The organism is Pseudomonas sp. P5_B2 (assembly GCF_056400445.1).
Window position 1 is genome coordinate 1 of sequence record NZ_JBFULH010000265.1, and the last position, 5,788, is coordinate 5,788.

A 5,788-nucleotide genomic window follows, 5' to 3' on the forward strand; every position below is an offset into this window, starting at 1 on the left:
CAGCAGGACTGCTCGGCAGCTTGCAGAATCGGCCGATAGCCGGTGCAACGGCAAAGATTGCCGGCCAGCGCTTCGTGGGCTTTGCGCTGGTCCGGTGCATCACTGTTCTTTTGCAGGGCGAACAGCGACATGACGAAGCCCGGGGTGCAGAAGCCGCATTGTGAACCGTGGCACTCGACCATGGCTTTTTGCACGCTGTGCAGTTCGCCCTGGTGTTTGAGGTCTTCAACGCTGATCAGTTGTTTGCCGTGCAGTGACGACACGAACGTCAGGCACGAATTGAGGCTGCGATAGCGAATGTGTTCGCGGCCATCGTCATCCGTTTGCAACTCGCCGACCACCACGGTGCAGGCGCCACAGTCACCGCTGGCGCAGCCTTCTTTGGTGCCGGGTTTGCCCACATGGTCGCGCAGATAATTGAGCACGGTCAGGTTTGGGTCCAGGGCGTGCTCGCTACGGAGTTCCTGGTTAAGTAAAAACTGGATCACGGAAGGCCTCGCAGACTCATTATTGTTGTTAACCGACTAAGACCGAATTTAGCAGGTCTGACTATTCGGTCAATGATTTTCTGACTTAAAAGTCAGGAAGCGGCATTTTGTCGGTAAACCCTTCATTCCTTCATTATTGACCCTCGCGCACTTACCTGCTTTTTGCTTGAATCGTGCCAAAACCGCCGAGTGGGCCCTGCGCCATGATCTATCAAGTGCGCTACACTGCGCCGCTTGTGCAGATCGAAGAGTTTGAAGGACAACCATGACGTTCAAGGCGCCCGACAGCCTCGCCGAGCAAATTGCTCACCACCTCGCCGAACGCATCATTCGCGGCGAAATGAAGCCCGGGGAGCGCATTCAGGAACAGAAGGTCACGCTGGCGCTCAATGTCAGCCGCGGCTCGGTCCGTGAGGCCCTGCTGATTCTTGAACGTCGCCACCTGATCGCGATCCTTCCGCGACGAGGCGCCCATGTCACCGAACTTACGGCGCACAAGGTGCAGAGCCTGTGCGCGCTGATGAGCGAGCTGTACATTCTGCTCGGTAATGCCGTGGCCAGCGGCTGGGAAACCCAGGCTGATATGGCGCCGTTCGTGCAAATCCAGCAGCGCCTGGCCGCGAGCTACGAGCGTCAGGACATCCGTACCTTCGTCGACGACAGCTTCAATGTGATGCGCGCCGCGTACCCGTTCGCCAACAACCCGTACTTGCAGGAAACCGTCGAGAATCTGCAACCGGCCATGAGCCGCGCGTATTTCCTCGCCCTGGACCAGCGCAAGGCTTCGATGAGCGAGTTCCTGGAGCTGTTCGAACGCCTGCTCGCCGCGGTCCTGGGCCGTGACTTTCCGCAGATCCGCGAAGTGCTGACGGCCTACGGCCAGCGCAGTTGCGATCTGGTGGTTTCTGCCCTGGCGGACGCTTAAGCGTGCGGCTCAAGTGCATCAAGCTGGCGGGATTCAAATCCTTCGTTGATCCGACCACGGTGAACTTCCCCAGCAACATGGCGGCCGTGGTCGGGCCCAATGGTTGCGGCAAGTCGAACATCATCGACGCCGTGCGCTGGGTGATGGGCGAAAGCTCGGCCAAGAACTTGCGCGGTGAGTCGATGACCGACGTCATCTTCAACGGCTCAACCAGCCGTAAACCGGTGAGCCAGGCCAGCATCGAGCTGGTGTTCGACAACTCCGACGGCACCCTGCTCGGTGAATACGCCGCCTATGCGGAAATCTCCATTCGCCGCAAAGTGACCCGCGACAGCCAGACCACCTATTACCTCAACGGCACCAAATGCCGTCGTCGTGATATCACCGACATTTTCCTTGGCACCGGCCTCGGCCCGCGCAGCTACTCGATCATCGAGCAGGGGATGATCTCCAAGCTGATCGAGTCCAAACCCGAAGACCTGCGTAACTTTATTGAGGAAGCGGCGGGCATCTCCAAATACAAGGAGCGCCGGCGCGAGACTGAAAACCGCATCCGCCGCACCCACGAAAACCTCGCACGCCTGACCGACCTGCGTGAAGAGCTGGAACGTCAGCTTGAACGCCTGCACCGCCAGGCCGAAGCTGCGAAGAAGTATCAGGAATTCAAAGGCGAAGAGCGTCAGYTCAAGGCTCAGCTGTCAGCCTTGCGCTGGCAGGCGTTGAACGAGCAGGTCGGCCAGCGTGAAGCGGTGATCGGCAACCAGGAAGTTACCTTCGAAGCCTTGGTCGCCGAGCAACGCAATGCCGATGCGAGCATCGAACGCTTCCGGGACGGGCACCATGACCTGTCCGAGCGCTTCAATGTGGTGCAAGGACGCTTCTATTCGGTCGGCGGCGACATCGCCCGGGTCGAGCAGAGCATCCAGCACGGCCAGCAACGCCTGCGCCAGTTGCAGGACGATCTGAAAGAAGCTGAGCGCGCGCGTCTGGAAACCGAGTCTCACCTAGGGCACGACCGTACGTTGCTGCTGACCCTCGGCGAAGAGCTCGACATGCTCACGCCAGAGCAGGAAGTCACCAGCGCCGCCGCCGAAGAAGCCGCCGCTGCGCTGGAAGAATCCGAAACCACCATGCACGGCTGGCAGGAACAGTGGGACACGTTCAACCTGACCGCCGCCGAACCTCGTCGTCAGTCTGAAGTGCAGCAATCGCGCATCCAGCAGCTGGAAACCAGCATGGAGCGTTTGGCCGACCGTCAGAAGCGCCTCGGCGAAGAGCGAACGTTGCTTTCGGCAGACCCGGAAGACGCGGCGATCATGGAGCTCAGCGAGCAGCTGGCGGCCAGTGAAGCCACGCTGGAAGATTTGCAGGCCAGCGAAGAAGCGCAGGTCGAACGCCTTGAGCAACTGCGTCAGGAACTGCAATCAGCCCTGCAAAATCAGCAGCAGGCGCAAGGCGATTTGCAGCGCCTCAACGGTCGTCTCGCGTCCCTTGAAGCCTTGCAGCAAGCCGCGCTTGATCCGGGCACCGGCACCGCTGAATGGTTGCGTGAGCAGCATCTGGCGGATCGTCCGCGTCTGGCCGAAGGCCTGAAGGTTGAAGCGGGTTGGGAGCTGGCGGTGGAAACCGTGCTCGGTGCCGATCTGCAAGCGGTGCTGGTGGATGACTTCGGCGATTTCGACCTGGCCGGTTTCGCCCAGGGCGATTTGCGTTTGCTCAGCCCTGCCAGCGATGGTGCGCGCATACCGGGCAGCTTGCTCGACAAGGTTGAGGCGCAGATCGATTTGTCGCCGTGGCTGGGGCAGGTCAAACCGGTGGACAGCCTCGAACAGGCGTTGGCGCAGCGCGGTCAATTGACGGCGGGGCATAGCCTGATCAGTCGTGATGGTTACTGGGTCGGTCGGCACTTTTTGCGCGTGCGTCGGGCCAGCGAAGCCGAAAGCGGTGTGCTGGCGCGCGGTCAGGAAATCCAGCGTTTGACCGAGGAGCGTGAAGAGCGCGAAGCCACGGTCGAAACCCTGGAAACCCGATTGCAAAATTCCAGGGCGCAACAGCGTCAGCAAGAAAACGGTCGCGAACACCTGCGTCGTCTACTGCAAGACGAAGCGCGTCAGCAAGGCGAATTGAAGGCGCAACTGTCTGCCGGCAAAGCCAAGGCCGAGCAGTTGACGTTGCGTCGTACCCGGCTGGACGAAGAGCTGACCGAGCTGAGCGAGCAGCGTGCGCTGGAGCACGAAAACATCGGCGAAGCGCGCCTGCAATTGCAGGAAGCCCTCGACGCGATGGCGCTAGACACCGAGCAGCGTGAATTGCTGCTGGCCCAGCGCGACAGCTTGCGCGAGCGACTGGATCGGGTGCGTCAAGAAGCCCGGCAGCACAAGGATCACGCGCATCAATTGGCTGTGCGTCTCGGCTCGCTCAAGGCGCAACACGACTCGACACGCCAGGCGCTGGAGCGGCTGGAGATGCAGTCCGAGCGTCTGACCGAAAAACGCGAACAGCTGAGCCTCAATCTGGAGGAGGGCGAGGCGCCACTGGAAGAGCTGCGGCTGAAACTTGAAGAGCTGCTCGACAAGCGCATGACCGTCGACGAAGAACTCAAGACCGCGCAGATCGCCTTGGAAGACGCCGACCGCGAACTGCGTGATGCCGAAAAACGGCGTAACCAGGCTGAGCAGCAGTCGCAGTTGATTCGCGGTCAGATGGAAACCCAACGCATGGAATGGCAAGCCCTGACCGTGCGCCGCAAAGCCCTCGAAGAGCAGTTGCACGAAGACGGCTACGACCTGCACGGCGTACTCGCCACGCTGACTGCCGAAGCCAACGAGAAAGACGCCGAAGAAGAACTCGAACGCATCGCCGCACGCATTCAGCGTCTCGGTGCGATCAACCTGGCGGCCATCGATGAATACCAGCAGCAATCCGAGCGTAAGCGATATCTGGATGCGCAGAACGATGATCTGGTGGAAGCGCTGGACACGCTCGAGAACGTGATTCGCAAGATCGACAAGGAAACCCGGAACCGTTTCAAAGATACCTTTGATCAGATCAATGGCGGTTTACAGGCGCTTTTCCCAAAAGTTTTCGGTGGCGGGCGCGCGTATTTGGAACTGACGGGCGAAGATCTACTCGATACAGGGGTGACGATCATGGCGCAGCCGCCAGGGAAGAAGAACAGCACCATCCATTTGCTCTCTGGTGGCGAAAAAGCCCTGACTGCTTTGGCTCTGGTTTTTGCGATCTTCAAGTTGAACCCGGCGCCGTTCTGCATGCTCGATGAGGTTGACGCGCCGCTGGATGACGCTAACGTTGGACGCTATGCACGCTTGGTCAAAGAGATGTCGCAAACGGTGCAGTTCATCTATATCACCCACAACAAGATCGCCATGGAAATGGCCGAGCAACTGATGGGGGTCACGATGCACGAACCGGGTTGCTCGCGTCTTGTAGCGGTGGATGTCGAGGAGGCGATGGCGATGGTGGATGCCTGAAGGCCAGCCTCTAGTTGCAAGCTTCAAGCTGCAAGAGAGGTGGCTTGCAGCTTATAGCTTGAAGCTTGTAGCTGCGCAGCCCTGTAAAGTTGCCTTTGGTCGTGCTAGTTTAATATCAATTTTTCGTATACGTGGGCAAAACGCCTGTCAGAACATAGAGTTGGCGCCAMGTTTTAAAGCGGTTTACAGCTTGTAAACCCCTTATTTTTCAGCATTTTTTATAGAGGCACGGGATTACATGGAAATCGGTCTGCGCGAGTGGCTGATCGTCATCGGCATTATTGTCATTGCCGGTATTCTTTTTGATGGCTGGCGCCGGATGCGCGGCGGCAAGGGAAAACTGAAATTCCGTCTTGACCGAAGTTTGTCCAACTTACCGGAAGAGGACGCCGGCGCCGAGCTGCTGGGCCCGCACCGGGTGCTGGATACGCAGAAAGAACCGCAACTGGACGAGCACGACCTGCCGTCGGTAAGCATGCCTGCCCGTGATTCGCGTGAATCGGGTTCCAAGCGCGGCAAGCGTGGCCATGGCGAGCCTTCCCAGGGTGACATGAATCTCAGCCTGGACCTGGACGGCGGCCCGAGCTTCAGCAGCCGTGACGACGATTTCCCGGATGACACCAAGGCCTCGCCAGCGGTCAGCGAAAAAGAACAGCCACAAGCTGAAGAAGTGCTGGTGATCAGCGTGATCTGCCGTGACGCCGCGGGTTTCAAAGGCCCTGCGCTGTTGCAGAACATTCTGGAAAGCGGTTTGCGTTTCGGCGAAATGGACATCTTCCATCGCCACGAAAGCATGGCAGGAAATGGCGAAGTCCTGTTCTCCATGGCCAACGCGGTCAAGCCGGGTGTCTTTGATCTGGATGACATCGACCACTTCAGCACAC

At 59.2% G+C, this 5,788-nt stretch carries 4 protein-coding genes; 3 read left to right on the forward strand and 1 reads right to left on the reverse strand.

The features are described 5' to 3' along the window. The coding region (locus tag AC1DRJ_RS17845) for a 2Fe-2S iron-sulfur cluster-binding protein (RefSeq protein ID WP_477803321.1) at positions 1 to 488 on the reverse strand (488 nt) is incomplete at its 3' end. A 265-nt stretch (positions 489 to 753) separates the two neighbouring features. On the opposite strand from AC1DRJ_RS17845, the gene AC1DRJ_RS17850 reads away from it, so the two are divergent. The 3 genes from AC1DRJ_RS17850 to zipA form a co-directional block, all read left to right on the forward strand. Beyond that, positions 754 to 1,413, forward strand: coding sequence for a GntR family transcriptional regulator (locus AC1DRJ_RS17850; RefSeq protein ID WP_477803322.1), 660 nt, complete (start codon positions 754 to 756; stop codon positions 1,411 to 1,413). Positions 1,414 to 1,415: 2 nt separating this feature from the next. Continuing rightward, complete coding sequence (gene smc, locus AC1DRJ_RS17855; protein ID WP_477803323.1) at positions 1,416 to 4,904, forward strand: chromosome segregation protein SMC; 3,489 nt, start codon at positions 1,416 to 1,418, stop codon at positions 4,902 to 4,904. Between the two features lie 238 nt (positions 4,905 to 5,142). After that, positions 5,143 to 5,788, forward strand: a 646-nt coding sequence (zipA, locus tag AC1DRJ_RS17860) for a cell division protein ZipA (protein WP_477803324.1), incomplete at its 3' end; no start/stop codon positions are given.